Source organism: Enterobacter sp. Y17, from assembly GCF_019730495.1.
Lineage (GTDB): Bacteria > Pseudomonadota > Gammaproteobacteria > Enterobacterales > Enterobacteriaceae > Enterobacter > Enterobacter asburiae_B.
This window is the reverse complement of sequence record NZ_JAASKP010000001.1, coordinates 518,609-545,086: the sequence shown is the minus strand read 5'-3', so window position 1 is coordinate 545,086 and position 26,478 is coordinate 518,609. Positions and strand designations below refer to the sequence as shown.

At 56.2% G+C, this 26,478-nt stretch carries 22 protein-coding genes, 2 tRNA genes and 1 other annotated feature; of the genes, 11 read left to right on the top strand and 13 right to left on the bottom strand.

What is annotated here, in order from left to right; translation table 11 throughout:
* Nucleotides 1-31 precede the first annotated feature (31 nt).
* Nucleotides 32-2,725, bottom strand: coding sequence for a cation-transporting P-type ATPase (locus HCH49_RS02415; RefSeq protein ID WP_221702117.1), 2,694 nt, complete (start codon nucleotides 2,723-2,725; stop codon nucleotides 32-34).
* Between the two features lie 47 nt (nucleotides 2,726-2,772).
* Complete coding sequence (locus HCH49_RS02410; protein ID WP_023312348.1) at nucleotides 2,773-3,204, bottom strand: universal stress protein; 432 nt, start codon at nucleotides 3,202-3,204, stop codon at nucleotides 2,773-2,775.
* A gap of 396 nt (nucleotides 3,205-3,600) precedes the next feature.
* Here HCH49_RS02410 and HCH49_RS02405 point away from each other — a divergent pair, with 396 nt between their 5' ends.
* Genes HCH49_RS02405 through HCH49_RS02395 form a run of 3 tightly spaced genes read left to right on the top strand, consistent with a single transcriptional unit; the run spans nucleotide 3,601 to nucleotide 8,710 of the window.
* Entirely contained in the window at nucleotides 3,601-4,686 is a 1,086-nt protein-coding gene (locus HCH49_RS02405) for an efflux RND transporter periplasmic adaptor subunit (protein WP_048976429.1), read from the top strand.
* Entirely contained in the window at nucleotides 4,686-7,748 is a 3,063-nt protein-coding gene (locus HCH49_RS02400; RefSeq protein ID WP_221702116.1) for an efflux RND transporter permease subunit, read from the top strand. The genes HCH49_RS02405 and HCH49_RS02400 overlap by 1 nt, the downstream gene beginning before the upstream one ends.
* A complete protein-coding gene (locus HCH49_RS02395) occupies nucleotides 7,745-8,710 on the top strand; it encodes an acyltransferase (RefSeq protein ID WP_087822836.1) in 966 nt (321 codons plus the stop codon). The genes HCH49_RS02400 and HCH49_RS02395 overlap by 4 nt, the downstream gene beginning before the upstream one ends.
* Here HCH49_RS02395 and pagP read toward each other — a convergent pair.
* The gene (gene pagP / locus HCH49_RS02390) at nucleotides 8,707-9,282 is read right to left on the bottom strand and encodes a lipid IV(A) palmitoyltransferase PagP (protein WP_033145939.1); all 576 of its coding nucleotides are present in this window, start codon (nucleotides 9,280-9,282) and stop codon (nucleotides 8,707-8,709) included. The two genes, HCH49_RS02395 and pagP, sit on opposite strands and share 4 nt — an antisense overlap.
* A 256-nt stretch (nucleotides 9,283-9,538) precedes the next feature.
* Here pagP and shiA point away from each other — a divergent pair, with 256 nt between their 5' ends.
* The 3 genes from shiA to HCH49_RS02375 all read left to right on the top strand — a co-directional run bounded on the left by shiA (nucleotide 9,539) and on the right by HCH49_RS02375 (nucleotide 14,171).
* Nucleotides 9,539-10,852: a shikimate transporter gene (shiA, locus tag HCH49_RS02385; protein WP_143346788.1), complete on the top strand. Its 1,314-nt coding sequence runs from the start codon at nucleotides 9,539-9,541 to the stop codon at nucleotides 10,850-10,852.
* A gap of 73 nt (nucleotides 10,853-10,925) precedes the next feature.
* Complete coding sequence (locus HCH49_RS02380) at nucleotides 10,926-12,380, top strand: AMP nucleosidase (protein WP_023312354.1); 1,455 nt, start codon at nucleotides 10,926-10,928, stop codon at nucleotides 12,378-12,380.
* A gap of 18 nt (nucleotides 12,381-12,398) precedes the next feature.
* The gene (locus HCH49_RS02375; protein WP_221702115.1) at nucleotides 12,399-14,171 is read left to right on the top strand and encodes an aminopeptidase P family protein; all 1,773 of its coding nucleotides are present in this window, start codon (nucleotides 12,399-12,401) and stop codon (nucleotides 14,169-14,171) included.
* Nucleotides 14,172-14,315: 144 nt separating this feature from the next.
* Here the strand turns inward: HCH49_RS02375 and HCH49_RS02370 are convergent.
* A tRNA-Asn gene (locus HCH49_RS02370) sits at nucleotides 14,316-14,391 on the bottom strand.
* Nucleotides 14,392-14,494: 103 nt separating this feature from the next.
* The gene (gene emmdR / locus HCH49_RS02365) at nucleotides 14,495-15,949 is read right to left on the bottom strand and encodes a multidrug efflux MATE transporter EmmdR (RefSeq protein ID WP_123244567.1); all 1,455 of its coding nucleotides are present in this window, start codon (nucleotides 15,947-15,949) and stop codon (nucleotides 14,495-14,497) included.
* A gap of 161 nt (nucleotides 15,950-16,110) precedes the next feature.
* Between emmdR and HCH49_RS02360 the strand changes: the two genes are divergently transcribed.
* Nucleotides 16,111-16,186 (top strand) — tRNA-Asn (locus HCH49_RS02360).
* Between the two features lie 53 nt (nucleotides 16,187-16,239).
* The gene (locus tag HCH49_RS02355) at nucleotides 16,240-16,575 is read left to right on the top strand and encodes a gamma-glutamylcyclotransferase family protein (protein ID WP_045142990.1); all 336 of its coding nucleotides are present in this window, start codon (nucleotides 16,240-16,242) and stop codon (nucleotides 16,573-16,575) included.
* Between the two features lie 47 nt (nucleotides 16,576-16,622).
* Here the strand turns inward: HCH49_RS02355 and HCH49_RS02350 are convergent, their stop codons facing one another.
* The 4 genes from HCH49_RS02350 to dacD form a co-directional block, all read right to left on the bottom strand.
* The gene (locus HCH49_RS02350) at nucleotides 16,623-16,958 is read right to left on the bottom strand and encodes a DUF496 family protein (RefSeq protein ID WP_221702113.1); all 336 of its coding nucleotides are present in this window, start codon (nucleotides 16,956-16,958) and stop codon (nucleotides 16,623-16,625) included.
* A gap of 158 nt (nucleotides 16,959-17,116) precedes the next feature.
* Nucleotides 17,117-18,175, bottom strand: coding sequence for an FUSC family protein (locus HCH49_RS02345; protein ID WP_033145945.1), 1,059 nt, complete (start codon nucleotides 18,173-18,175; stop codon nucleotides 17,117-17,119).
* A 92-nt stretch (nucleotides 18,176-18,267) separates the two neighbouring features.
* Complete coding sequence (gene sbmC, locus HCH49_RS02340) at nucleotides 18,268-18,741, bottom strand: DNA gyrase inhibitor SbmC (RefSeq protein ID WP_033145946.1); 474 nt, start codon at nucleotides 18,739-18,741, stop codon at nucleotides 18,268-18,270.
* 119 nt (nucleotides 18,742-18,860) lie between these two features.
* On the bottom strand, nucleotides 18,861-20,027 hold the full coding sequence (gene dacD / locus HCH49_RS02335) for a serine-type D-Ala-D-Ala carboxypeptidase DacD (protein ID WP_032658759.1): 1,167 nt from the start codon (nucleotides 20,025-20,027) through the stop codon (nucleotides 18,861-18,863).
* A 198-nt stretch (nucleotides 20,028-20,225) separates the two neighbouring features.
* Between dacD and sbcB the strand changes: the two genes are divergently transcribed.
* Entirely contained in the window at nucleotides 20,226-21,662 is a 1,437-nt protein-coding gene (gene sbcB / locus HCH49_RS02330) for an exodeoxyribonuclease I (protein WP_409410440.1), read from the top strand.
* A gap of 118 nt (nucleotides 21,663-21,780) precedes the next feature.
* Here sbcB and plaP read toward each other — a convergent pair whose 3' ends face one another.
* From plaP to HCH49_RS02310, 4 genes are all read right to left on the bottom strand, one after another.
* Nucleotides 21,781-23,139: a putrescine/proton symporter PlaP gene (gene plaP / locus HCH49_RS02325; protein WP_023312362.1), complete on the bottom strand. Its 1,359-nt coding sequence runs from the start codon at nucleotides 23,137-23,139 to the stop codon at nucleotides 21,781-21,783.
* Complete coding sequence (yoeI, locus tag HCH49_RS02320) at nucleotides 23,129-23,191, bottom strand: membrane protein YoeI (RefSeq protein ID WP_099458931.1); 63 nt, start codon at nucleotides 23,189-23,191, stop codon at nucleotides 23,129-23,131. The genes plaP and yoeI overlap by 11 nt, the downstream gene beginning before the upstream one ends.
* Nucleotides 23,192-23,410: 219 nt before the next feature.
* Nucleotides 23,411-24,340 carry a LysR substrate-binding domain-containing protein gene (locus tag HCH49_RS02315; RefSeq protein WP_069303052.1) on the bottom strand — a complete coding sequence of 310 codons (930 nt, stop codon included), beginning with the start codon at nucleotides 24,338-24,340 and terminating at the stop codon, nucleotides 23,411-23,413.
* A gap of 41 nt (nucleotides 24,341-24,381) precedes the next feature.
* Nucleotides 24,382-25,206, bottom strand: coding sequence for an SDR family oxidoreductase (locus tag HCH49_RS02310; protein ID WP_039263825.1), 825 nt, complete (start codon nucleotides 25,204-25,206; stop codon nucleotides 24,382-24,384).
* A gap of 175 nt (nucleotides 25,207-25,381) precedes the next feature.
* On the opposite strand from HCH49_RS02310, the gene hisL reads away from it, so the two are divergent.
* Both hisL and hisG read left to right on the top strand, forming a co-directional pair.
* Nucleotides 25,382-25,432: a his operon leader peptide gene (gene hisL, locus HCH49_RS02305; protein ID WP_001364200.1), complete on the top strand. Its 51-nt coding sequence runs from the start codon at nucleotides 25,382-25,384 to the stop codon at nucleotides 25,430-25,432.
* Nucleotides 25,408-25,531 (top strand) — a sequence feature (His leader region). (Overlaps the previous gene by 25 nt.)
* Before the next feature lie 45 nt (nucleotides 25,532-25,576).
* Complete coding sequence (hisG, locus tag HCH49_RS02300) at nucleotides 25,577-26,476, top strand: ATP phosphoribosyltransferase (RefSeq protein ID WP_028018500.1); 900 nt, start codon at nucleotides 25,577-25,579, stop codon at nucleotides 26,474-26,476.
* Nucleotides 26,477-26,478 lie beyond the last annotated feature (2 nt).

Here is a 26,478-nt window from a genome sequence, read left to right as displayed (position 1 = left end):
GGACTCAGGCAGGCTTTCTCAGTTTACGCTATCACGCCTCGGTTTTGCGCCACCTGCGCGTCAGCACTTTCTCCGCCTCGACAATAAGGAACATCACAAAACCAATCAGGAAGGTGATGACCCAGTAGCGGAACGGCAGCGCTTCGGTGCCAAACAGCATCTGCATGAACGGTGCGTAAATGATAAGAAGCTGCAACGCCAGCAGTACGCCGCTCACGATCCAAATTCCTTTGTTCGCCAGCAGGCCTTTGCTCAGCGAGAAGCCGTCATTCACGCGACAGTTGAGCATGTAGAACCACTGCGCAGTGACCAGGGTTTGCAGCAGCACGGTGCGGATAAATTCTGCCGAGTAGCCGCGCGGCTGTAGCCAGGCTTCCAGCACGAAGGCGCTGATGGCAATCATCAGACCGACAAACACCACGCGCCAGATGGCATAGCCGTCCATCACATGGAGATTCGCCTTGCGCGGTGGCCGGTTCATGATGTCCTTCTCACCCGCTTCAAACGCCAGGCCAAACGACAGCGTTGCCGACGTCGCCATGTTCATCCACAGGATCAGGACCGGCGTCAGCGGGATCAGGTTCCCCGCCAGCAGCGCGATGATGATCAGCAGAGCCTGCGCGATGTTGCTGGGGATAACGAACAGAATGGTCTTTTTCAGGTTGTCGTAAACCCGGCGTCCCTCGTGCACCGCGCTGGCAATGGTGGCAAAGTTGTCATCCGTTAACACCATGTCGGCGGCTTCCTTGGTCACTTCCGTCCCCTTAATCCCCATGGCGATACCCACATCCGCCCGCTTGAGCGCGGGGGCATCATTTACGCCATCCCCGGTCATGCCCACGACTTCCTGTTTACTTTGCAGAGCCTGCACAAGGCGGAATTTATCCTCCGGGCTGGTTCGGGCGAAAATATCGTACTGCTGTGCGGCGTCGCTCAGCTGACGATCGTCCATCGCCTCCAGCTCACGTCCGGTGATAGCGCTTGCGGCGTTACCAATCCCCAACATTTGCCCAATGCTCATGGCCGTTTGCGGGTGGTCACCGGTGATCATTTTCACGCGGATCCCGGCCTGCAGACAGTCGGCAATGGCGGTAATGGCCTCCGGACGCGGCGGATCCATCATTCCTGCGATACCCAGCAGGATCACGCCGTCATGCAGGTCCGGGTGATCCAGCTCGCGTTGTCCCTCGTGGGCAGGTTTCCAGGCCGCAGCCACCATGCGCAGCCCCTCACGGGCATACTCTTCAATCTTCCCTTCCCAGTAAGGCTGATCGAACGGCTGCAGCCCGTCATTCGTCTGCTGGTACTGGCAGAGGCGGAACAGGACGTCCGGCGCGCCGGTGATTAAAATCACCTCTTCATCGCCCAGTCGGTACAGCGTGGACATGTATTTATACTGCGAATCAAACGGGATTTTACTGCGCATTTCGGTATCGAGCGGTGGGAGCGGGATTTTCGCCACCAGCACCTTCAGCGCGCCCTCGGTTGGGCCCCCGGTGATTTTCCACAGCCCCTGCTCGTCTTTGATCAGCTGGCTGTCATTACAGAGGTCAATGGTGCGCAGGTAGCGTTCCAGCAGGGAACCCTGCGTCACGCTGACGGGCGTCGGGTCGTCTACGGGGTGAATATTCCCCACCGGTTCGTAGCTGTCGCCCTCTACGCGATAGGTCGTGTCAGCGGTAATCACCGCTTTGACCGTCATTTCATTCATCGTCAGGGTGCCGGTTTTATCCGAGCAGATGACCGTCATCGCCCCCAGCGTTTCCACCGTAGGCAGCTTGCGAATGATGGCCTTGCGACGCGCCATGGCCTGTACGCCAAGCGAAAGGATGATGGAAATGATGGCCGGCAGGCCTTCCGGCACGGCGGCAACGGCGAGGCTAATAAGCGACAGCACCAGTTCAGAAACCGGCATATCCCGGAACAGGAGGCTAAAGACAAACAGCGCCACCATCATCACCAGGATAGTGATGAAGATGGTCTTACCGAGCTTATCCATCTGCACCATCAGCGGCGTGCGGTGTTTTTCAATGTCGGACATCATCTGATTGATGTGGCCCAGTTCGGTCTCGCCCCCGGTTGCCACCACCACGCCTTTACCGCCGCCGGAGCTAACGGTAGTGCCTGAGTAGAGCAGATTATACCGGTCACCTAAGGGCAGTTCCCCGCTTAACGCATCGCTGTTTTTCTCAACAACGGTGGATTCGCCCGTCAGGATGGCCTCCTCCACGCGAAGGTTATGCGCTTCAATCACGCGCAGGTCCGCAGGGATACGATCCCCGGCGCGGATCACCACGATATCTCCCGGAACCAGCGCCGTGGTGGGGATCGTTTCATGATTCCCCTGTCGTACAACCACGGCTTCGCTGGAGAGCATATTGCGAATGCTCTGCAGCGATTTTTCAGCATTGCTCTCCTGGATATGGCCAATCAGCGCGTTAATGATGGCAACCCCAAGGATCACAAACATGTCTACCCAGTGGCCCATGAAGAGCTTAAGCAACGCGGCCACCAGCAGAACATAAATCAATACGTCGTTAAAATGCGCCAGGAAGCGCAGCCAGGCGGGTTTGCCCTTTTTTTGCGGTAACGCATTCTCACCGTGCTGCTGCAGTCGGGCTGATGCCTCAGTGCCGCTAAGGCCTTCCAGGGTGGAGTGAATATTCGACAGGGTTTCGTCAACGGTTTGTTGATAATACGGACGTTCAGGTTTTCCTGTTTTCATCGTTCCTTCCTCAGGTTCTATTCAGAAATCACCTTGCTTCTCTGTAATTAACGAATAACGAAAACAGGAACATGTGCGTAACGAACAATACTTGCCGCCTCCGATCCTAACAAATGGGTTTGAATATTTGGATTTCGCGAGCCGACAATAATCGCGCCGACGGTAAGTTCATCCGCCAGCTTAATAACCTCATCACGAACATTCCCGCTACGGACGTGGAGATGAACACGCTCTTCTGGCAGATTTACTTTTTTGACCAGGTCAGACAGCTTTTCTTTTGAATTATTAATCATATATTCATCCATCTTGCGCGCATCTGAAATAAAACCACGCGTCAGTTCGGCTGAAAATTTGGGCATGACGTGCAGCAAATGAATGTCACCCGATGCGCTTTGCGCCAGAAACTGTGCATGCTGCAACGCTTTATCCGCAAGGCTTGTCTCGTAGACATCCACCGGAACGAGAATGTTTTTATACATATCGAGCATCCTTTTTATAACCAACACGAGAGTGAATGAAGCAAAAAAACGCATTAAATGCAGGGGGTTGCCCTTAATGCCAGTTACGGTAAAAAAAGATGATTAACATTAAACGTAGCACAGGAATATCAGGTTTAGCGCCTCCCCACTGATAATGGTTATTTAACATTTATCTTTTCGCCGACTATGCTCATAGTCAGCTACCGCTTCCGGCTCATGGAGGAATGTATGTATGGTTTAAGCCTGATTCGTCTGGGTATGTTTATTGCGCTTGCCATTATCGCCAGCACGGCGATTGGTTTATTTACCTATATGGTCGTCACTGTTCTGGCAGAATAGTGTCACCCCTGTCCAGGTTATGGAATAAATAAAACAGTTATTTATTAGGGGAATACAGTGAACCGCTACCTCTCTCTTTTACCGTTCGTTTTGTTAACGCTCACGGCGTGCGACCCGAAACCGAAGCAAGACTCCCCCCTTCCCAGGATGGTAAAAGTGGCGGAGGTGACGGTTCCCGGTCACGCCCAGCAGCGCGTTTTCCCCGCCCGCATTGAATCGGGCGATGCCACAGACCTTTCCTTCAAGCGCGCAGGTCAAATTGAAGCGCTCGATGTGCGTCAGGGCGCAGCCATCAAGCAGGGGCAACAGCTTGCCAGACTTAACGCCCGTGAAGCCCAGCAGCGGGTTAACGACAGACAAACGGCGGCGACGCTGGCCCAGAGGCAGTTCGATCGCTTCCAGACGCTGGCGGGCCGGCAGGCGATTTCGAAAGCGGAAATGGACGTGCAGCGTGCGAACCGCGATTCGGCGAATGCGGCGCTGCAGATTGCCCGGGAAGAGCTGAATCAGATGACGCTTGTCGCCCCCTTCAGCGGGACGGTGGCCAGCGTACATGTCCGAAATCATCAGGTGGTGTCCCCCGGTCAGCCCATTGCCACGTTAACCCGCACCGACCTGCTTGACGTGGTGTTCAGTATCCCCGAAAACCTGTTTAAGACCTTTGATATCCGCAACGCGCAGTATCGCCCCGTGGTGCGAATTAACGCCATTCCGGATCGTGAATTTACCGCCGTCTACAAAGAGCATTCGGGCAGCAGCGACAGCAATACCCTGACCTGGCAGGTGATACTCACCATGCCGCGGCCAGATGATTTTCCCGCCGTCGGTGGCGTAAGCGGTACGGTGACCATCAATTTAACCAACCTTCCGGCTGGCGCGGGCGCTCAGGCGCTGGTCGTACCGGTTGAGGCAGTCTTTAACCCGGACAACAGCCCGCGCAATGAGCCGCACGTCTGGGTCGTAACGGGCGAAGGCGACGCGCTCCATCTTGAAGACCGTAAGGTCAGCGTGGGACAAGTGAGTACTGAAGGCGTGGTGATCACCAGCGGGCTTAAGGCGGGCGAACGCGTGGTGGCTGCGGGCGTTGGGGAGCTCCATGCTAACCAGCCGGTGCGTATCTGGACGCGTGAACGGGGACTGTAATGGATATCTCTCGTCAATTTATCAATAACCCTGTTCGCGTCTGGCTAACGATCCTGCTGCTGGGCATCGGCGGGATTTTTGCCCTGTTGAATATCGGCAGGCTGGAAGATCCCGCCTTTACCATCAAAACCGCAGTGGTGGTCACCCACTACCCCGGCGCATCCGCTCAGCAGGTGGAAGAAGAGGTGACGCTTCCGCTGGAGAATGCCCTTCAGCAGTTGCCTTATCTGGATAACGTCAGCTCTATCTCGTCAAACGGTCTGTCGCAAATCACCGTTAACATCGCGTCACGCTATCACTCGAACGAGCTGCCGCAGATTTGGGATGAACTGCGCCGCCGCGTGGGCGATGCCTCGCGTCAGTTCCCGCCCGGCGTCGTCACGCCCTTTGTGAATGACGATTTCGGCGACGTGTTCGGCTTCTTCTTCGCCATTTCCGGAGATGAATTCAGTAATCCTGAACTGGTGCGATATGCGGAGCAGCTTCGCCGCGAGTTAATTCTGGTCCCCGGGGTTGCGAAGGTCGCCATCGGTGGGGCGATTAGCCAGCAGGTCAACATCGATATCTCCCTGAGCAAAATGGCCGCGCGCGGCATTACGCTGAACCAGCTTTCCGCCCTGCTCAGCAGACTTAACGTTGTTTCCAGCGCAGGAGAAATCACCTCCGGCAGCGAATCCATTCGCCTGCACCCGACCGGTGAGTTCGGAAATCTTGATGAACTGGCGGATCTCATCATCACGCCTTCCGGCACCGGGGCGGCGACACGTCTGCGGGATATCGCCACGCTGTCGCGCGGGCTGAACGAATCGCCAGCGAGTATCTACCATGCCAACGGCAAAAAAGCCGTCACCATGGGCGTCTCGTTTATTCCCGGGGTGAACGTGATCGACGTGGGCCACGCGCTGGAGGCGAAGCTAAACCAGATGTCGGCGGAAAAACCGGCCGGCATACGGATAGACCTGTTTTACGATCAGGCCGCTGAAGTGGGCCATTCCGTTAACGGTTTTATTATTAACTTCCTGATGGCGCTGGCGATTGTCATCGGCGTGCTGCTGATCTTTATGGGCGTACGCAGCGGGATCATCATTGCGGTTTCTCTCGCCCTTAACGTGCTGGGCACGCTGCTGATTATGTATCTGTGTGGCATTGAGCTACAGCGCATCTCGCTTGGGGCGCTGATTATCGCCCTCAGCATGCTGGTGGATAACGCCATCGTGATTGTCGAAGGGGTATTGATTGCCCGACAGCAGGGCTCCCCGCTGTTAACCGCCGTAAACTACATCATCCGCCGCTCCGCCCTGCCGTTGCTGGGGGCGACGGTGATTGCCATCCTGGCGTTTGCCCCTATCGGGCTGTCGCAGGATTCCACCGGGGAATACTGTAAATCCCTGTTCCAGGTGCTGCTGATTTCCCTGATGCTGAGCTGGTTCTCGGCGCTCACCCTCACCCCGGTGCTGATTAAGTGGTGGTTGTTTAAAAACGACAGCGCGCCCGATAAAACCGACGAGTCAGATCCTTACGACAAACGACTCTACCGCGCCTACCAGCGCCTGCTTAACACGCTGCTGAGCCATAAGGCACCGACGCTCATTGTGATGGCTGCGCTGCTGGCAGCGTCTGTCTGGGGCTTCGGCGCCGTACGGCAAAACTTTTTCCCGTCGTCTAATACGCCGATTTTCTTTGTCGACCTGTGGTTACCCTACGGTACCGATATCAAGTGGACTGAGAAAATGACCAGCGATATCGAAAAAACCATTAACGGCCAGCCTGGCGTGGAGACCACCGTCTCAACCATTGGTCAGGGAAGTATGCGCTTTATTCTGACCTACAGCGGACAGCGCCAGTACAGCAACTATGCGCAGATCATGGTGCGCATGGACGACCAGCGCAACATCTCCGCCCTGACGCGCCACGTGGACGAGTACATCGCCCGAAACTATCCGCAGGTCAACGCCAGCACCAAACGCGTGATGTTTGGCCCCTCCGGCGACAGCGCCATTGAGGTGCGCATTAAAGGCCCCGACCCTGACCGGCTGCGCCTGATTGCCAGCCAGGTGGACGATATCCTCACGCGCGACCCGGCCACGGGCAGCGTCAGGAACGACTGGCAAAACCGCAGCAAGGTGATCCGCCCACAGTACGTTGCCGCCCTGGGCCGCGAGCTTGGCGTAGATAAGCAGGACGTCGACAACGAGCTGGAGATGAACTTCTCCGGCAGCCGGGCGGGGCTGTACCGGGAAGGCAGCGACCTGCTCCCGGTCGTGGTGCGCCCGCCTGAGAGCGAACGGCTGGACGCCAGTCACCTGAACAACGTGCTGGTCTGGAGCCAGACGCGGCAGCAGTATATCCCGCTGAGTAACGTCGTCAGCCGCTTCTCGCTGGAGTGGGAAGATCCGCTCATCCTTCGACGCGACCGCTCGCGGGTGCTGACGGTGCAGACGGACCCGGACCCGCTGAGCCAGCAAACCTCCGGGGATATTCTCGCCCGGGTGAAGCCGCAAGTAGATGCCCTTCCCCTGCCACACGGCTACAGCATCGAGTGGGGGGGCGACGCGGAAAACTCCAGCGAAGCGCAGCAGGGGCTATTCACTACGCTACCTCTCGGGTATCTGGTGATGTTTGTCATTACGGTGCTGATGTTCAGCTCGGTAAAAAATGCGGTCGCTATCTGGCTGACCGTACCGCTGGCGCTGATTGGCGTGACGCCGGGATTTTTACTTACCGGCATTCCCTTTGGCTTTATGGCGCTGATTGGTCTGCTGAGCCTGAGCGGAATGCTCATCCGCAACGGCATCGTGCTGGTGGAAGAGATCGAACAGCAGAAAACGCAACAGGATCAGCACAGCGCGATCGTGTACGCCGCGACCTCACGTCTGCGCCCCATCCTGCTCACCGCGTTCACGACCGTACTTGGCCTGGCTCCGCTGCTGCTGGACGTTTTCTTCCAGAGCATGGCCGTTGTGATTATGTTTGGACTGGGGTTTGCTACAATCCTGACGCTGCTGGTACTCCCCGTGATCTATGCGTGTTTCCATCGTAAGGACGAAGCCAAACAACAATGAATGCGACAGGGCTGAACATTATCAAGACGCTGGGCTGTATGACGGCGGTGACCTTCTTTACCATCTACAACACCTGGGATCATTATGATTATGACTATCACTGGATCCTGGGGTTTTTAACCTTTATTTCGACGATCGCCACACCGCTGTTTTTTGTCGTTGCGGGCTATCTCGACGGACAATCACGGCACGGCACCCGCTGGCAGCTCGGTAAAATTAAAAGTCTGGTGATTGTTTTTCTGTTCTGGATAACGATCTACTACCTGTGGGAGCCCTATCAGCGCGGGTATTTAATCCAGCCCTGGTTCGTGTTTGCGTTTGTGGTGATTTACACCTTCCACCCGGCGGTGGAGTGGCTCAGCCAGCGGCGAAGGCTGTTCTGCGGCGCGATTGCCGCCCTGCTGCTCTTTTCCTACGGATACGATCTGCTATCGGCGCTCTATCCTGGAACGCACGTCCTTTCTCTTTCACCGCAGTATCGGCTGTGGACGTGGCTGCTGTTTTATCTGACGGGGCAACTCTTTTGCGACCCGAAAATTGCCGAGTGGATTAGCCGCAAAAATGTGGTCAGGGCGGCGGTTGTCGCCATCCCGTTTATCTACCTCTTCACCTGGTTTTACGAGCGCCACTTCTTCTTCGCGCTGTTCAAGGCGGACAGAAACGCCTTTATTCTCACCGGCTCGCAGATTTACATTTTGATCATCGCGCTGGTGATTGCGGCGAACGGCGTGCGCTTTCGCCGCAATGCTGAATTTAAGGAGTCCATTCTGGCCGCCATCAGCAAAACGATGACCGGCGTGTATATTGTGCACTACTCGGTGTTTCATCTGCTGACGGCGCTGATACCGGTGACCTCTCTCGGTATGAAGCTGGCGCTGATTGTGCTCACCTTCGTCACCTCAGTTCTGTTCTCCATGCTGGTATTGTCTAACGCCGTGGCAAAAAAGGTGATCACCCTTTAGAAGCCCAAGCGCAGCCAGGCAAAGAGCACGTTGCCGTTGTTATAGGTTCCTGGAATATAGGTGAACTGGACGGTAACGCGCTTATACCCGGCGGAAAACAGCGGGAAGATAAACGGTAGCGGGACATAGTTTGCAAAATCATCTCGCGCCGTGATGCCCGCCGCGGCACCGAGCCCAAGACGGAAATCTTTGGCATCATCCAGATACCAGCCCTTCTCCCAGCCATAGCCCATCGCGGGCTGCCATTCGTTGTGCGAGTCCTTGAACATCATTGCGAACAGCGCGCTCCAGTTGCCCTCTTCGTTATAGCGGGAAACGCCCAGCCCGCCGCCCCACGGCATTTCATTGTAATTGTCGGTTTTTTCTTTGTCGTACATAAAGCGAGCGTGCCAGCTCAGAAACGGCAGGTACAGGTCATAACGTTGGGGCTCTTCCCAGGTTTGCGAAATATCATCCGTCAGCGCATTCCACCAGCCGCTGATACGCTGTTCACCATAGACGTTGGGCTCCGCATGAAGCGGTGCGACGAATAAAAACAGGACCATCCAGAATGCCGAAAAGGTGCGTTGCATCGTTATTCCCTCAGCTTAACTTACGCAGCGGTCACTATTACTGTAAACCATTCAGCCTTTAACAGAGCCAGAAGACGTAATTATCTCGCTGCAGGTGGGGATGAAATTTATTTATTCAGCACCATCCGGAAAGATAAAAACGTTTTCTCAGGCGTTCTGTCGCGGTAGTCTCATAGGTTCCGTTTATATGACGGGCGCAACGTGAGTGACCTTTTCTTATACCAATAATTAAAAAATCAGTACGGACAGGACAACTATGGACTCCACCCTCATCTCCGATCGTCCCAACGAGGAGACACCTTCGCTCAATCGTGCCCGCCGCGCAGCTTTAGGCAGCTTCGCGGGTGCCGTCGTCGACTGGTATGATTTTCTGCTTTACGGCATCACTGCCGCCCTGGTGTTTAACCGCGAGTTTTTTCCCCAGGTCAGCCCTGCGATGGGCACGCTTGCCGCGTTTGCCACTTTCGGCGTCGGCTTTCTGTTTCGCCCGCTGGGCGGAGTGATCTTCGGCCACTTCGGCGACCGCCTGGGCCGCAAGCGCATGCTGATGCTCACCGTCTGGATGATGGGGATCGCCACCGCGCTGATTGGCGTTCTCCCTTCGTTTTCCGCCATTGGCTGGTGGGCGCCGGTACTGCTGGTCACCCTGCGCGCCATCCAGGGATTCGCCGTCGGCGGCGAATGGGGCGGTGCGGCGCTTCTGTCCGTAGAGAGCGCGCCGAAAAATAAGAAAGCGTTTTACAGCAGCGGCGTACAGGTCGGGTACGGCGTGGGCCTTCTGCTTTCCACCGGGCTGGTATCGCTAATCAGCCAGCTCACCACCGACGAGCAGTTCCTGAGCTGGGGCTGGCGCATTCCGTTCATCTTCAGCATCGTGCTGGTCATCGCCGCGCTGTGGATCCGTAACGGGATGGAGGAGTCGGCTGAGTTTGAAAAGCAGCAGGAAAAACCGGCCACGAACAGACGTCTTCCGGTCATGGAAGCCCTCGTCCGGCACCCTGGCGCTTTTCTGAAAATTATCGCCCTGCGCCTGTGCGAGCTGCTGACGATGTATATCGTCACCGCGTTTGCCCTGAACTACTCGACGCAGAACCTCGGTCTGCCGCGCGAGCTGTTCCTCAATATTGGCCTGCTGGTCGGCGGGATAAGCTGTCTGACTATCCCCTGCTTCGCCTGGCTGGCTGACAGGTTTGGCCGCCGTCGCGTCTACATCACCGGGGCGCTGATTGGCACCCTCAGCGCCTGGCCGTTCTTTATGGCGCTCGAGGCGCAGTCGATCTTCTGGATTGTCTTCTTCGCCATCATGCTCGCCAATATCGCTCACGACATGGTGGTGTGCGTGCAGCAGCCGATGTTCACCGAGCTGTTTGGCGCAAGCTACCGCTACAGCGGCGCGGGCGTGGGCTATCAGGTGGCAAGCGTGGTCGGCGGCGGATTTACGCCGTTTATTGCCGCCGCGCTGGTGACCTTCTCCGGCGGCAACTGGCACAGCGTGGCGATTTATCTGCTGGCCGGCTGCCTGCTGTCGGCGGCGACGGCGCTGCTGATGAAAGAGACAAGCCACGGCTGATCTCCCTTTTGTTTCACAGGCGTGTGACATACTATCGGGTAGAGTCGCACACCTGTGGAACAAGGAGACAGAGATGAATAATAAGGGCTCCAGCCTGACCCCGGCTCAGGCGCTGGAAAAACTCGACGCGCTGTATGAACAGTCCGTCAACGCGCTGCGCGGCGCCATCAGCGAATATATCGAAACAGGGAAACTTCCCGACCAAAAGGCCAGAACCGAGGGCCTTTTTGTTTATCCATCGCTCTCTGTGACCTGGGACGGCAGCGCCAGCAGTAATCCCAAAACCCGCGCCTATGCGCGCTTTACCCACTCCGGCTGCTACAGCACCACCGTCACCCGCCCTGCGCTGTTCCGCCCGTATCTTGAAGAACAGCTTACGCTACTGTACCAGGATTACGGCGCGCACATTGCCGTTGAGCCCTCGCAGCATGAGATCCCGTATCCGTACGTGATTGACGGTTCGGCGTTAACCCTTGACCGCTCCATGAGCGCGGGGCTGACCCGCCACTTCCCGACCACCGAGCTTTCACAGATTGGCGATGAGACGGCCGACGGGATTTATCACCCGGCAGAATTTTCTCCCCTGTCGCACTTTGATGCCCGCCGGGTCGATTTCTCCCTGGCGCGCCTGCGCCACTACACCGGTACGCCAGTCGAGCATTTCCAGCCGTTCGTGCTCTTTACCAACTACACCCGCTACGTCGACGAGTTTGTCCGCTGGGGCTGCAGCCAGATCCTCGACCCGGAGAGCCCGTATATCGCGCTGTCCTGCGCGGGCGGGATCTGGATCACCGCTGAAACCGAAGCGCCCGAGCAGGCCATTTCCGACCTGGCGTGGAAAAAGCACCAGATGCCCGCCTGGCACCTGATCACCGCCGACGGCCAGGGCATCACGCTGATTAACATCGGCGTTGGCCCGTCAAATGCCAAGACCATCTGCGACCATCTGGCGGTACTGCGCCCGGACGTGTGGCTGATGATTGGCCACTGCGGCGGCCTGCGCGAAAGCCAGCTGATTGGCGACTACGTGCTGGCCCACGCCTATCTGCGCGATGATCACGTGCTTGATGCGGTGCTGCCGCCGGATATCCCAATCCCGAGCATCGCCGAAGTACAGCGCGCGCTGTATGACGCCACCAAAGAGGTCAGCGGCATGCCGGGCGAAGAGGTTAAACAGCGCCTGCGCACCGGTACGGTCGTCACAACGGATGACCGCAACTGGGAGCTGCGCTACTCCGCCTCCGCGCTGCGGTTCAACCTGAGCCGCGCGGTAGCGATCGATATGGAGAGCGCCACCATTGCCGCGCAGGGGTATCGCTTCCGCGTTCCTTACGGCACGCTGCTGTGCGTCTCCGATAAGCCGCTGCACGGTGAAATTAAGCTGCCGGGCCAGGCCAACCGTTTCTACGAAGGGGCTATCTCTGAGCATCTGCAGATTGGTATTCGTGCGATTGATTTACTTCGCGCGGAGGGCGACAAGCTGCATTCGCGCAAGCTGCGCACCTTCAACGAGCCGCCGTTCCGCTAATCACGATAAGGAAAAACAATGTCCAGCACATCACCGCTCTCTGCCCTGCGCCACTGGCTTGAGGCCAGCCATCTCGACGGGATGATCGTCCCGCGCGCGGATGCCTGGCAGAGCGAATACTGCGCGCCTTACGACGAAAAGCTGGCCTGGCTGACGGGCTTTGACGGTTCGGCCGGCGTGGCGCTGGTGCTGAAAAACAAAGCGCTGCTGTTCGTCGACGGGCGCTATCAGGTTCAGGCGCGCGTTCAGGTCAATACGGATGAGGTTGAGATCCACCACCTGCACAACGAGCCGCTGGCGGAATGGCTGGCAGAAAACGTTGAGTCAGGAACGCGCATCGGTTTTGACGCGCTGCTGATGACCAACGCGGAATTTGAGCAACTGTCTGCCACGCCGTGCGAGCTGGTGCCGCTGAAGGCCTCGCCGTTTGACACGCTATGGACCGATCGCCCTGCCGCACCGGCGGGGCTTATCCGTGAGATGCCGGTTGAACACAGCGGCGAACGCAGCGCGGACAAACGTCAGCGCGTCGCCGCCGTGCTGGCCGCAAACAATGTGGATTATCTCGCCGTCACCCTGCCGGATAACATCGCCTGGCTGTTAAACGTCCGCGGTGCGGATATCCCTTACAGCCCGGTACCGCTCTCCTTTGCCCTTCTCGGTCGTGACGGTCACGTTGAGTGGTTTGTTAACGACAATAAGCTCAGCGCCCTGCCTGACGGTGTGCGCAATGCGTTCACCATTGCGCCGCAGGATACCTTTATTGAACGCTGCCAGCAGATTGCCGTAGGCAAACGGGTGATGATTGATGCCGATTCCGCGCCGGTTGCCCTGCGCTTCGCCGTTGAACCACGGGGAGAAATTGTCTGGCGGACCGATCCCATCACCCTGATGAAAGCGACTAAAAACCCGGTCGAGCTGGCAGGTTATCGCGAGTGCCATCACCGGGACGGGGCCGCGTGGGTCAACTTCCTCGCCTGGCTGAGCCGCGAAGTGCCGCGGCGCGAGGCGGCAGGACAACCGCTCACCGAGCTGGACGCGCAGGCGCAGCAGCTTGCGTTCCGTCAACAGCAGCCCGGGTTCATCGAGCAGAGTTTTGCAACCATCTCCGCCTCTTCGAGCAATGCGGCGATGTGCCACTACCATTCGAGCGAGGCCAGCAATAAGCCCATCGGCCATGACCATTTTTACCTGAACGATTCCGGAGGTCAGTATGCTAATGGCACCACCGATGCCACGCGCACGCTGGCGTGGGGTAACGTCGATCCGCAGCAGCGCCTGCACTACACTGCCGTGCTGAGAGGCTTCCTGTCGCTCATTACCCTGCAGTTCCCTTCCGGGACTCAGGGGCATCAGCTGGATGCGTTTGCGCGTCGCCCGCTGTGGGAGATGGGGCTGGATTACGATCACGGCACGGGGCACGGCGTGGGGCACCAGCTGCTGATCCACGAGAACCCGCATCGCATCGCCAAAAAGGTTAACCCGTGGCCGCTGGTGGCGGGCAATATCATGACTATCGAGCCAGGCTACTATCTGGGCGATAGCCACGGTATTCGTATTGAAAACCAGGTGGAGATTGTGGAGAGCCGTCCGGGTTTCTGCAAATTTGCCTCGCTGACGCTGATCCCGATCGACTTAAGTCAGGTTGAGCTGCATCTGCTGAGCGAGCAGGAAAAGCAGTGGCTGGATGCGTATCACCGGCAGGTTCGCGAGGTGCTTTCACCTCTGGTGAATAGCGATGCGCGTGAGTGGCTGGTTGAGGCGACGGCGCCGATTGGTTTGGGTCGATAGTGCATTGTGCGGGCTGGTGCCCTCACCCCAGCCCTCTCCAGCGGGAGAGGGTGCACACACTAAAAACGGCAACCCGGTTGCCGTTTTGCGTTTACCTTGCGCAGAAAAGCAAAAAGCCTGCTTTAAAAGCAGGCTTTTCAAATTTGGCTCCTCTGACTGGACTCGAACCAGTGACATACGGATTAACAGTCCGCCGTTCTACCGACTGAACTACAGAGGAATCGTGTGAACGGGGCGCATATTATCGATGCTCCCCCGGGATGTCAAAGGCAGAATGCACATTTCCGATCGTTTGCCGAATTATTCTCCACTTCGCGCAATTGTCAGGCATTTTTCCGCGGATATTTCCACAGCCAGCGTCCGCTGACCATCCGCCAGTAGAACAGCGCGCCCCGCACGGCCCAGTCGAGGAACATCCCCAGCCAGACGCCGACCACACCCCATCCGAGCATCACCCCGAGCGTATACCCCGCGACAACGCGACATCCCCACATGCCGAGCATCGATACCCACATCGCAAAGCGGGCATCGCGTGCCCCTTTCAGCCCGGCGGGTAATACCCATGAGGCTGCCCAGATGGGCATAAAGGCCGCGTTGAGCCAGATGAGGATCTTAACAACCTCTTTAACGTCGTCTTCGTGGGTATAGAACGAGGCCATCAGCCCGGCAAACGGCGCGGTTCCCCAGGCGATCAGCGTCAGCCCAATGGTCGACAGCCAGAACACGTGCCGCAGCTGCCGCTCCGCCTGGCCTATCTGCCCTTTCCCGAGCCGCTTACCCGTAATAATGGTGGATGCTGAACCCAGCGCGTTACCCGGCAGGTTAATCAGCGAGGCAATAGAGAAGGCGATAAAGTTACCGGCGATAACGTCGGTGCCCATCCCGGCGACAAACATCTGCGTGAGCAGCTTCCCGCCGTTGAACAAGACCGATTCAATGCTCGCGGGAATGCCGATGCCCATCACTTCCCAGATAATGGCGAAATTAAAGGGGCGGAAATAGCTTTTTAGCGTCAGACGCAGCGAGGGGGTGATCCCCGCCATCAGCACCCCGATGATGGCTGCCGCACCGATATAGCGTGAAATGGTTAACCCCAGTCCGGCACCGACGAACCCCAGCCCCTCCCACGAGAACACGCCGTAGATCAGCACGCTGCTGATAATGATATTCAGGATATTCATCCCGCCGTTGATCAGCAGCGGAATTTTGGTGTTGCCCGCCCCGCGCAGCGCACCGCTGCCAATCAGCGCAATGGCCGCCGCCGGATAGCTTAAGACGGTCATTTCCAGGTAGGTCAGCGCCAGGTCTTTAACCTCGTTAGTGGCCTCCCCGGCGACAAAATCGATAATCTCTTTACCGAAATAGTGGATCACCGCCGCCAGAACGATCGAAAAAATGGTCATGATCATCAGCGACTGGCGGGCCGCCTCGCGTGCACGTTTGGGATCAAGCTTGCCGAGGCTAAAGGCCACCACCACCGTCGTCCCGAGGTCTATGGCGGCAAAGAACGAGATCACCACCATGTTAAAGCTGTCCGCCAGCCCAACCCCTGCCATCGCCTCTTTCCCCAGCCAGCTCACCAGGAAGGTGCTCAAAACCCCCATCAGCAGAACGCAGGTATTTTCCAGGAAGATAGGCACGGCAAGAGGGGTGATTTCACGCCAGAACAGGACACGATAGCTTTTACGTTTTGCATACCATGGCGTGCGCGTTATCGCCTGGCGTAAGGAGGCAGTGACGTTCAAAATGGACCTTAGCGAGAAAAGTTGAAACTCCATTTCAAATGATGGGGGACAAATGCTAATCCTGCAAAGTATTTTCCAGAAAAAGATGTGTGGATTTACAACAAACTGACGACAGAATCAGCAATCAGTCGATTTTCCCTAAGATCAGGTTTGACAAAAGTTTTTTCGCCGCTAAGATAAGCCTCCACAACAATTCCTCTGTAGTTCAGTCGGTAGAACGGCGGACTGTTAATCCGTATGTCACTGGTTCGAGTCCAGTCAGAGGAGCCAAATTTAAAAAGCCTGCTTTTAAAGCAGGCTTTTTGCTTTGCGGATGAGGGAAAATGAACGCTCTGTTTGTCTACGGCACGCTGCGCCCGGGCCACGCTAATGCGCATATTCTTGAAGACATCGGCGGCGAATGGCTGGCCGGCTCCGTATCCGGCACGTTTTACGAACGCGGCTGGGGCGCCGCGGCGGACTTCCCGGGAATTGTGCTCCACCCTGACGGCCCCCGCGTCGAAGGCTATCTGTTTATCTCGGATAACCTTGCCGCACACTGGCAAATGCTGGACGAATTTGAAGACGGCTACGATCGCGTTGAGGTCACGGTGACCACCCTTGAAGGCAAGCAGGTTCAGGCCTGGATTTATCAGCTACAGCCGCGTTCTGAGTCATAAAAAAAGGCTCTCTGTCACCAGGGAGCCTTTTTCACTATTCGCTGCGATTACTCGCTTTTTGCTTCGCCGTTTTTGATTTCGCCCATCACTTTCAGCTTTTTAGAGATGTCGCGACGCTCTTTGGACAGCTCAGCGTTTTTGATGATGTAGTCATCAACGCGGTCTTCATAGTCGCTCTTCATGCTGGCGATGATGCCCTGAATAGCTTCAATGCTCATACCTGGCTTGATGTAGTCGCTCAGGTTGTCGAGCAGCAGAACACGTTTCTGGTTGTCACGGATCTTCTTCTCAACGTCCTGGATTTCACGCTGCAGCTTGTTTTTGCGGCGGAACAGGCGGACGAATTCCAGAACATCCTGGAACGAAGGCTTGGTAGTTTCCATTTTTACACCCCTGATAATGTGAGATTCGGATTCGTTAAGGCAACCGTTGTAACAATAACCTTACTGACAGCGGCTGCGAATGACAATGAGTATATCGTTTAAAGCTATCATAACCCCAATTGCTGCTGAATCGAAGCAGCAGCCGTCACATACGCCTTTTATTTGCGCAGCGCCCGGCAAATAAGGTGCGATAACAGCTCAAGCTGCCGCGCCAGTTCCATGCTCAGCCAGACGTAGCCATGAATAGGCGTTTCCGCAACGTTATCGCTCTGGCGTTCATTGATTAACTGCTTCAGCTCCGCAACGATCTCATTCAGCCGCTCGCTGTTGGCCAGTATCGGCTGCGGATTCCCTTCATAGAGCGCATGGGCAATGGTCAACAGCGTTTGCTGCGTCATCTGCTGGGTCTCTTTGAGAGTCTGCGCGTTAAGCATCAACAGATGGCTGGGACGCGAGGCCCAGTGGGCGTTGATTTGCAGTTCAAGCATGCAGACCAGATTGCGGCTTACCGTCTGGATGGCTTCGAAAATCGATTTCTGAATACGGGTTTCTTTGCTGGCGGGCGTGATCAGGCCGCGCATTTTGACCACGTCGTTGAGGATCGTTTGCAGATGCTTTTCCAGCCGGGGACGCTCGACCAGATTAGGAGAAAAACCGGCCTGATAGACGCGGTTAAAGGCGGTGACGTAGTTCGCCATCTGAATACGCCAGTGCAGAAAAGCGCGCTGCGGCCAGATGCCGGTGAAGAGCATGGCCAGCAGTGACCCCAGAATGACATCCCCGCTTCGCCACAGCGCGGTGGTCATATCCCCGGCGGGCGCACCGACAACCACCGCGAGAGTAATCCCAATCAGCAAGGCCTGATACGGTCTTTTGCCCAACGCCAGCCAGCCGCACAGGAACATGGCGGCCCCGCACCATGCCAGCATCACGGGAAATGAGATGAGCTCCAGCTTCAGGGCAATAAGCCCAAGGGCCGAGCCTAAAACCGTCCCGCCAATTCTCTCAAAAGCGCGCGGAACAACGTTCCCCCAAAACGAGATGGGCCCCATTACCACCACCAGGGTGATCAGCGGCCACGTCCCTTCCGGAACATCCAGCAAACGGACCAATACAAACGTCAATACGAACGCCAGCGCGATGCGACACCCGTGCACCACGCGGTAATGTTTGTACAAGCGAATTTCAAAAGGGGTTAATGATTTGTCGGGACGCACACCCGCTCTCCAGCTACACGGCAAATCACAATTGTACTGTGTTTTCAGCCGGGCGGATCGCTCCCGGCTGAAAAACCCTTCATTTAGCAGGCTTAAGCCGTTTTATGCTCTACCGCGATATACATTTCGATATCCCAGTAGCCGTCTGCATTGCCGTCATTGAGATAGCGCTCGAAGCAGGGTTTGAGCGCCATCTGGTACTTATTGTCCTGCAGCAGGGAATTAAAGAACTGATACCACGGCGTGGCGAAGTCGTAGTTTTCCACGCGCGCCGTCGCCACGGCATAATCCCCGGCCGCGATTTCCGTCATCATGACGCCTTCGCTGTTTTCCGGGATAACGAAATCATCCGGTACCGTAACGGCCGTATCGCAGCGCAGTTTTTCTGCCGGGACCTCGTCGGGGTTATCGTAGTAGACCGCAACCCACTCCAGCGGCTCAATGTGGCGCCCGTCCACCCACATCACCAGCTGTTCAAAGCCCTGTTTAACCGTTTGTTCCCACGGTCCGACCAAATGAAAACCGGCAATCTTACGTTTCTGTTGCTGCTTGATGCTGTAGTCCATGCTGCCTCCATTTATTACTGTATATTTATACACTATAAAGCTGGATTACTATTATCGGCAAACGAGGAGTGTTTATTATGTGAGCAGACTCGCAACCCTGCCAGTCTGCCCATCAGCGGTTAAAGCGTGTGGTGGAGATAATCGCTCATGCGAGAGAATAGTCCGCCCTTATCAACGGCTTCCAGCGTCACCAGCGGCCAGTGCGCCACCACCTTGTCACGGTCATAGAGCTGGATCTCCCCGACCCGCTGATGCGCAGCAATCGGCGCTTCCAGCTCTTTTTTATCCAGCACGTATTTGGCTTTGATGTTCGGCACTTCCGCTTTCGGCAAGGCCAGCCAGAAGTCCTGGTCGGTGCCCAGTTTCACCTGCTCCTTATCGCCGTACCAGATACGCTCTGTCCCCACTTTTTTACCGCTATGCAGGATTTGCACCGTATCGAAGTTCTGCTGCCCCCAGTGCAGCAGTTTCCGGGCCTGGTCCTCACGCCCCTTCGGGCTGTCCGCCCCCATCACCACCGCGATTAAACGGCGCTGGCCGTCAACGGCGGACGCAATCAGGTTAAAGCCCGCCCCCGAGGTGTGCCCCGTTTTAAGCCCGTCCACGTTCATGGTTTTATCCCACAGCAGGCCGTTACGGTTTTGCTGGGTGATCCCGTTCCAGGTCAGGCTCTTTTCGCTGTACATATGGTAAAACTCAGGCTCGCCGTGAATGATGGCCCGGGAGAGTACGGCCAGGTCATAGGCCGAGCTGTGCTGGCCCGGCGCGTCCAGCCCGTGGACGGTTTCAAAGTGCGTATCGCGCAGGTTCAGCTTCTGCACGTAGTCGTTCATCATCTTCACAAACTGCGGCTGACCGCCCGCCACGTGATCTGCCAGCGCCACGCAGGCGTCGTTGCCGGAATCGACAATCAGACCGCGGCTTAAATCACGCACGGAGACGCGATCGCCCTCTTTCAGGAACATCAGCGATGAGCCGTCAAAAACCGGGTTGCCTTTTGCCCACGCGTCACGCCCGACGGTGACAATGTCGTCCGGCGTAATGCGATGGCTATCAATGGCCCGATCAACCACATACCCCGTCATCAGCTTGGTCAGGCTCGCCGGATTACGTTGTTGATGTTCGTTGCCCGCCGTTAAGATCTGACCAGTCGTGTAGTCCATCAGCACCCAGGAGCCAGCCTGAATGGCCGGAGGCTGCGGCGAAAAATCCAGTGGTTCGGCCGCAAAAGCAGATGAGACACTCGAAGCGAGTAAAGAAACAGCAATAAACAGACGGCGTTTCAACGGTATATCCTCAGGTCATTAAAAATCGATGACCTTTTTACGGGAGTTCTGATGTCGTTACCTGGCTTAATTGCAAAAAAATGTGACAGAGCACAGATTTTTCTCTGAAGCTGGCGCGCAAATTTGCTCGACGGCGGTGCTTTTTATTCGGTCTGAACCGCACGATCGTTTACCATAGTGATGTCATTTTTTAACAGGATGGTATTACTGGTGTCTGACTCTGCCGCTCGCCCGACTTTTTTATTTCATGACTACGAAACCTTTGGCACGCACCCGGCGCTGGACCGACCGGCGCAGTTTGCCGCCATCCGTACCGACGACGAATTCAACATTATTGGCGAGCCTGAGGTCTTTTACTGCAAACCGGCTGATGACTACCTGCCGCAGCCCGGGGCGGTCATGGTCACCGGGATCACGCCTCAGGAAGCGCGCGAGAAAGGCGTTAACGAGGCAGAATTCGCCCGACGCATCCACGATCTGTTTACCGTCCCCAATACCTGCGTGGTCGGTTACAACAACATCCGCTTCGATGACGAAGTAACGCGCAACATCTTCTATCGCAACTTCTACGATCCCTATGCCTGGAGCTGGCAGAACCGCAATTCACGCTGGGATTTGCTCGACATCATGCGCGCCTGCTACGCCCTGCGTCCTGAAGGCATTAACTGGCCGGAAAATGAGGAAGGGCTGACCAGCTTCCGGCTGGAACACCTGACGCGCGCCAACGGTATCGAGCACAGCAACGCCCACGACGCGATGGCGGACGTCTATGCCACCATTGCCATGGCGAAGCTGGTGAAAAGCGCACAGCCCCGGCTGTTTGAGTATCTGCTGAGCCACCGCAGCAAGCAGAAGCTGATGACCCTTATCGACGTGCCGCAGATGAAACCCCTGGTGCATATTTCCGGCATGTTTGGTGCCTGGCGCGGTAATACCAGCTGGGTCGCCCCGCTGGCCTGGCATCCGGACAACCGTAATGCGGTCATCATGGTGGATTTAGCCGGCGATATTTCGCCGCTGCTGGAGCTCGACAGCGATACCCTGCGCGAACGGCTCTATACCCCGAAAAATGAACTCGGCGATCTGCCCGCGGTGCAGGTCAAACTGGTGCATATCAATAAATGTCCGGTACTCGCGCAGGCGAATACGCTGCGCCCGGAAGATGCGGACAGACTGGGCATTAACCGTCAGCGCTGCCTCGATAACCTGAAAGTGCTGCGCGATAACCCGCAGGTGCGCGAGAAAGTAGTTGCTATCTTTGCCGAGGCGGAGCCGTTCGTGCCGTCTGAAAACGTGGATGCCCAGCTCTATAACGGCTTCTTCAGCGATGCCGACCGCGCGGCGATGAATATCGTTCTGCAAACCGAGCCGCGTAACTTACCGGCGCTGGATATTACTTTCGCCGATAAACGCATCGAAAAGCTGATGTTTAACTACCGCGCGCGTAACTTCCCCGGCACGCTGGACGAGGCTGAGCAGGATCGCTGGCTGCAGCATCGTCGCAATGTCTTTACCCCTGAGTTCCTTAATAGCTATGCCCAGGAGCTGGAAATGCTTTATGGCCAGTATGAGGGGAATGGTGAGAAACAGGCGCTGTTGAAATCCCTGTTCCAGTACGCTCAAGAGATTGTCTGAGCGAGGGGTATAAAAAAAGCCGGAGGCGATGTCTCCGGCTTTTTTTTGCCCGCTGGCACAGGCCAACGGGTGTGTCGTTTTGTAGGCCGGGCAAGCGCTAGCGCCACCCGGCAAGTCATTACGCGACGTCTTCGTACTGCGGAACCGGGTTACGGAAGCTCTTCGTGACGCAGGCCAGGTAAATCAGGCCGATACCCGCCCAAATCAGGCCAAGCACCATAGAGCTCTCTTCCAGGTTAACCCACAGCGCGCCCACGGTCAGGGCACCGCACATCGGCAGGAACAGATACTGGAAGTGATCTTTCAGCGTCTTGTTACGCTTTTCACGGATCCAGAACTGAGAGATAACCGACAGGTTAACAAAGGTGAACGCCACCAGCGCACCGAAGTTAATCAGCGCCGTTGCCATCACCAGGTCAAAGTTAATCGCCAGAAGCGCAATGGCACCGACCAGGATGATGTTCATCGCCGGGGTACGCCAGGTTGGATGAACGTAGCCGAAGAAGCTTTTCGGGAATACGCCATCGCGGCCCATCACGTACATCAGACGCGCAACGCCTGCATGCGCGGCCATACCGGACGCCAGTACGGTAATGGTGGAGAAGATCAGCGCGCCAACCTGGAACGCTTTACCCGCCACATAGAGCATGATTTCCGGCTGAGACGCATCCGGATCCTTGAAGCGGGAGATATCCGGGAAGTACAGCTGCAGGAAATAGGTCGAGAAAATAAAGATCAGACCGCCAATCAGCGCCGTCAGGAAGATGGCGCGAGGGATCACGCGCTCTGCGTCTTTCGTTTCTTCAGACAGGTTGCTGATGCCGTCAAAACCGGTAAAGGAGAAGCACAGAATGGTTGCCCCGGTAATCATCGGGATCACATGGGCATCACCAGACCAGAACGGCTTGCTGCTCGCCAGAGTGCCGGCGCCTTCGCCGTGGAACACACCGTAAATCACCATGCCAAGAATAACGGCAATCAGGACAACCTGAAGCACAACGATAACGGAGTTAAAGTTGGCAACGGACTTAATGCTGCGCAGGTTAAAGGCGGTCATAAAGGCCACCAGCGCCACGACGAACATCCAGGATGGAATCGACGGCACCAGCGCTTCAAAATAAATTTTTGCCAGCAGAATGTTGATCATCGGCGCGAACAGGTAGTCGAGCAGCGAAGACCAGCCCACCATAAAGCCAACTGTCGGGCTGATGGATTTCTGGGCATAGGTGTAGGCGGAACCAGCAGACGGATAGCGACGCACCAGCTTACCGTAGCTCAGCGCGGTAAAGAGGATCGCAATCAGCGCGAAGCCATAAGCCGTCGGCACATGACCGTCTGTGAGGCCTGATACGATACCGAATGTATCGAACAGCGTCATCGGTTGCATATAGGCAAGGCCCATCATAACAACCGGAATCAACGTAAGCGTTTTACGTAATTCCACGCGAGAGGTGTTTGGAGTTGCGTTATGCGACATAGTTATTCTCCTTTACGGTGATAACCGCCACGTAAGCGAAAAATTGCCCCATTTCTTTCTTCCTCAGCGACAACAACTGTCGGATTTTAGTAAATATCTATCCGGTACGAAGCCCGGCCTCTTGGTTTTTAGTTTCGTTTCGTACATGCAAAAAAAAATAACCGACGCCTTTTATATCGTCGATTATTCATTTGGTTGCAGCGGCCGCATTTTGCCCCACATCGGATACAAAAGGCAATACTTTGCAAAGCATGGGACAATTTTCTTTTTACTAACTGGCTGATTTCTGGACGTCGGGCTGAGAGTAAACGGCGGCGATAGCACTATTTGCTAAAATCTCGTCTCGCCACCAGGCGCTTGCAAGCCCGGCAGTTTGTTCATTCCAGCCTACCCACACCGATTCATTACTGCTTTGAGCAAGTACCTGTTTTTCAACAAGCGCGCCGCTGTCAATAAACCGCTGCGCCAGATAGCGCGGTAAATAGCCGCAGCCCAGGCCGCTTATTTGCAGTTCCAGCTTGGTTTTAAAGTCGAAAACGGTAATGGCCTCCTGCTCATCAAGCAGCTGCGAGGAGACCGAGCATTCCGGACGAGAGCTGTCCCCGACCACGATGGCGCGATAGCCTTTAATCACGCGACGGTTAACAGGCTCTGGCTCCTGAGCCAGAGGATGATGGGGCGCTACGGCAAATACCTGCTCCAGTACGCCCAGCCGGGCAAAACCAAAATCACTCAGCTGGGGAGGCTCATGGAGTGCACCGACAAAAATATCCGCCCTGCCCTGCGTTAAGGCATCCCAGGAGCCCCCCAGCACGCCGTTGATAAAAATAAGCCGGGTCACGCTGTGGTGTTGATAGAAGGCTTCAATCAGCGGCGTCAGGAGAGAAAACGGAAAGGTATCATCCACGCCAATAACCAGCTCGTTTTCCCACCCCTGATGGAGTTTTACGGCCTGCTTTTCGAGTTCACGAACGGTATGGAGGACTTCACGGCCTTTTTCCAGCAGCATCTGTCCGGTACGGGTGAAACGTGCGCGGTGCCCGGTGCGATCGAGGATCTGGATATTGAGATCGCTTTCCAGTTTTTGAACGGTATAGCTCAACGCAGATGGGGTTTTGTAGAGCTTTGCTGACGCAGCGGCAAAGCTCCCCTCTTTTTCCAGAGCATCCAGAATAATAAGAACATCCAGCAGCGGTTTCATGCTCGCCCCCTTCTGGTGCGCGATCGTCTCCGCTGCGGGTCTTATTCCATGGGCATCACCAGCGGATCGGGATACTGATACTCAAACCCCAGCTCATGACAAATGCGATTGCCATCAACAACTTTGCCTTTGCTGTCATCCTTTGCCTCACCAAAAACCGGCGGAGCCAGGCCCAGCTGACGTGCCATCAGCGGGTAAAACGTGCTGCGTGCCGGATGAGAAGGTGCACATATATTATAGATGTGTCCACCTTTCGGAGCCTGTAAGAGTAGCTCAATCGCAGCAACAACATCGTCAAGATGCACAAGGTTGACGACATGCTGGCCGTCTGGCGCAGACTTACCGGCAAAAAAGCGTCCCGGATGGCGGCCAGGGCCCACCAGCCCCGCCAGACGTACGATATCGACCTGCGTGCCGGGAAGATTATGCAGCCAGTCTTCCAGCTCTTTCAGAACCTGACCGCTCGCCGTCACGGGACGGCGCTCGGAACTCTCTTTCACCACGCCTTCAACTTCGCCATACACCGACGTCGAGCTGGTAAAAATGATGCGCGGAACATGGTGCGCCAGCGCGCTGTCGACGATCTCCTGCATCGCCTGCAGATAAAACGACTCGCCCGGGCCACTGCGCCGCGCGGGGAGCGTGATCACCAGCGCATCGACGTTCATCAGCGTGTCCAGATCGTCAGCATCACACACCAGCTCCGGTTCAAGGCGCAGCTCAACGCCATCAATACCGCACATGCGCGCTGCCTCTACCCCATCCGCCGTGGTTTTGCTCCCGGTCACCTGCCAGCCTTTCGCGGCTAATGACATCGCCAGCGGCATTCCCAGCCACCCTAAACCGACAATCGCGACCTTTTTCATGCGAATTCTCCTGACTCTCACTCGTCTTTTATAAGGCTACGCCAGCCCGGCAGAACACACAATTCATAGCATCAATATGAAATGAATTAATGATCAAAAAAAGCCCTTGCAATATGTCGTACAACTGGTTTAGGTTAAAAGACATCAAATGAATAAGCATTCATCGAGAATTTATATGACACGCGTTCAATTTAAACACCATCATCATCACCATCATCCTGACTAGTCTTTCAGGCGATGTGTGCTGGAAGACGTTTGGATCTTCCAGTGGTGCATGAACGCATGAAAAAGCCCCCGGAAGATCTTCTTCCGGGGGCTTTTTTTTGGACCGAATTCAGACAGGTTAAAACAGGTTAACGAGGAATAAAGAATGTTAGATAACTCACGCTTACGCATAGCTATTCAAAAATCAGGCCGTTTGAGCGATGACTCACGCGAACTGCTGGCCCGCTGCGGGATTAAAATTAACCTGCACACCCAGCGCCTGATTGCTCTGGCTGAAAACATGCCCATCGACATTCTGCGCGTGCGTGATGACGATATTCCCGGCCTGGTCATGGATGGCGTCGTTGACCTCGGCATTATCGGGGAAAACGTGCTGGAAGAAGAGCTGCTGACCCGCCGCGCGCAGGGCGAAGATCCGCGTTACTTCACCCTGCGTCGTCTGGACTTCGGCGGCTGCCGCCTGTCGCTGGCTACGCCGGTTGACGAAGCGTGGGACGGCCCGGCCGCGCTGAACGGCAAACGTATCGCCACCTCTTACCCTCACCTGTTAAAGCGTTATCTCGACCAGAAAGGCGTGCAGTTTAAATCCTGCCTGCTGAACGGCTCCGTTGAAGTGGCGCCGCGTGCGGGTCTGGCGGACGCCATCTGTGACCTCGTCTCTACCGGCGCGACGCTGGAAGCCAACGGTCTGCGCGAAGTGGAAGTGATCTACCGCTCTAAAGCGTGCCTGATTCAGCGCGACGGCGACATGGCCGACGCCAAGCAGCAGCTGATCGACAAGCTGCTGACCCGCATTCAGGGCGTGATTCAGGCTCGTGAGTCCAAATACATCATGATGCACGCCCCAACCGAGCGTCTGGATGAAGTGATTGCCCTGCTGCCGGGCGCTGAGCGTCCAACCATCCTGCCGCTGGCGGGCGATCAGCAGCGCGTGGCGATGCACATGGTGAGCAGCGAAACCCTGTTCTGGGAAACCATGGAAAAACTGAAGGCGCTGGGCGCAAGCTCCATCCTGGTGCTGCCTATTGAGAAGATGATGGAGTAATG

Coding starts and splice junctions, on each gene's coding strand:
- HCH49_RS02310 (WP_039263825.1), bottom strand. CDS start 25,206: ATGAAAAAGGTCGCGATTGTCGGTTTAGGGTGGCTGGGAATGCCGCTG.
- sbcB (WP_409410440.1), top strand. CDS start 20,226: ATGGTATTACTGGTGTCTGACTCTGCCGCTCGCCCGACTTTTTTATTT.
- HCH49_RS02350 (WP_221702113.1), bottom strand. CDS start 16,958: ATGGAAACTACCAAGCCTTCGTTCCAGGATGTTCTGGAATTCGTCCGC.
- HCH49_RS02315 (WP_069303052.1), bottom strand. CDS start 24,340: ATGAAACCGCTGCTGGATGTTCTTATTATTCTGGATGCTCTGGAAAAA.
- HCH49_RS02375 (WP_221702115.1), top strand. CDS start 12,399: ATGTCCAGCACATCACCGCTCTCTGCCCTGCGCCACTGGCTTGAGGCC.
- emmdR (WP_123244567.1), bottom strand. CDS start 15,949: ATGGAGTTTCAACTTTTCTCGCTAAGGTCCATTTTGAACGTCACTGCC.
- sbmC (WP_033145946.1), bottom strand. CDS start 18,741: ATGGACTACAGCATCAAGCAGCAACAGAAACGTAAGATTGCCGGTTTT.
- HCH49_RS02395 (WP_087822836.1), top strand. CDS start 7,745: ATGAATGCGACAGGGCTGAACATTATCAAGACGCTGGGCTGTATGACG.
- HCH49_RS02410 (WP_023312348.1), bottom strand. CDS start 3,204: ATGTATAAAAACATTCTCGTTCCGGTGGATGTCTACGAGACAAGCCTT.
- plaP (WP_023312362.1), bottom strand. CDS start 23,139: ATGTCGCATAACGCAACTCCAAACACCTCTCGCGTGGAATTACGTAAA.
- HCH49_RS02415 (WP_221702117.1), bottom strand. CDS start 2,725: ATGAAAACAGGAAAACCTGAACGTCCGTATTATCAACAAACCGTTGAC.
- HCH49_RS02380 (WP_023312354.1), top strand. CDS start 10,926: ATGAATAATAAGGGCTCCAGCCTGACCCCGGCTCAGGCGCTGGAAAAA.
- shiA (WP_143346788.1), top strand. CDS start 9,539: ATGGACTCCACCCTCATCTCCGATCGTCCCAACGAGGAGACACCTTCG.
- HCH49_RS02400 (WP_221702116.1), top strand. CDS start 4,686: ATGGATATCTCTCGTCAATTTATCAATAACCCTGTTCGCGTCTGGCTA.
- HCH49_RS02355 (WP_045142990.1), top strand. CDS start 16,240: ATGAACGCTCTGTTTGTCTACGGCACGCTGCGCCCGGGCCACGCTAAT.
- pagP (WP_033145939.1), bottom strand. CDS start 9,282: ATGCAACGCACCTTTTCGGCATTCTGGATGGTCCTGTTTTTATTCGTC.
- hisG (WP_028018500.1), top strand. CDS start 25,577: ATGTTAGATAACTCACGCTTACGCATAGCTATTCAAAAATCAGGCCGT.